Source organism: Vibrio sp. 10N.222.52.B12, assembly GCF_002875385.1.
In the GTDB taxonomy this organism is placed as follows: domain Bacteria; phylum Pseudomonadota; class Gammaproteobacteria; order Enterobacterales; family Vibrionaceae; genus Vibrio; species Vibrio jasicida.
The window spans coordinates 1-1,220 of the sequence record NZ_MDAW01000034.1 but is presented as its reverse complement, the minus strand read 5'-3'; the positions used below and the strand labels follow the sequence as shown (position 1 = coordinate 1,220).

Below are 1,220 nucleotides of genomic sequence, written 5' to 3'. Positions count from 1 at the left end.
TAATTATATGGTCCGCCTCACTCTCAAGCCCTACGCTTAGAGTAGGCTCTCAGAACGAGGTGAACCATATGTCTACCATTCACATCTTAGGTATCGATTTAGGCAAGCACTGCTTTCATGCGGTTGGCAACAATCACACTGGCAAAGACGTTATTCGCCGTAAGTTTAGTCGAAGCCAACTACTCCGTTTCTTATCTGTACTTGAACCTACCATCATCGCTTTTGAAGCCTGTGGTGGTGCTCACTGGCTTGCGAGAAAGTGTGAAGCCTATGGGCATCGAGTTCGACTTATCCCGCCTCAATATGTAAAACCTTACGTCAAAGGTAATAAGAACGACTTTATTGATGCTGCTGCGATAGCAGAAGCAGCGAGTCGACCAAGCATGAGATTTGTCTCTGCCAAGTCAGAGGAAGCTCAGGTAATCGCAGCTATCCATCGAGTGAGGGATGGTTATATCAAAGAACGAACGGCTTGTATGAGCCGAATTGGAGCAATACTACTTGAGTTTGGGCTGAGTTTTCCTAAAGGCCATGCCAAGATGAAAGCGCTATTTCAGTGGTTAGCCGAGCAAGATATAAAGCTACCACCGAGTCTGGTCGCTGAGTTGCTCTCGATTCATGAGCACTATAAATACCTAAATGAGCAAGTCTCTACTCAAGATAAGAAACTGAAAGTTATCACCGAAAATAATGAAAATGCCGAACTTTTGAAGAGTATTCCTGGTATTGGTGATTTAACAGCAACGTTGTGTGTGGCCAATATCAGTTCTCCTTCAAACTTTGGTGGAGGTCGCGAGATGGCTGCATGGCTAGGACTCGTTCCAAGGCAGTATTCAACGGGTGGCAAATCAAAGCTATTAGGCATGAGTAAACGAGGGAACAAACACCTTCGCGCTCTATTTATACATGGAGCGAGGTCCGTGCTATCTAGGATAGAAACAACAGGAAAAGTGTTTGGAGATTGGTTAGTCAATTTACGAGCAACAAAGCCGTTTAATGTAGTGGTAGTCGCACTTGCCAATAAGCTAGCAAGAATAGCTTGGGCGGTGTTGTACCACCGCCAAGCTTTTAAGGCTGTATAGCCATAACCAAGTTTGCAACGCCAATGAATGTGATGACAAAAACGGTCGAACGGCCAGATTAGTAACCTGATACAAAAAATAGCACCTAGTTGCTTTGGGGCTTTTAAGGATAATCTGGCGCGGATATCATCGTGGAGC

At 44.9% G+C, this 1,220-nt stretch carries 1 protein-coding gene; it reads left to right on the top strand.

Annotation, left to right across the window (positions count from 1 at the left end):
• Positions 1–68 precede the first annotated feature (68 nt).
• Entirely contained in the window at positions 69–1,082 is a 1,014-nt protein-coding gene (locus tag BCT11_RS02055; RefSeq protein ID WP_102386954.1) for an IS110 family transposase, read from the top strand.
• Positions 1,083–1,220: the final 138 nt, after the last annotated feature.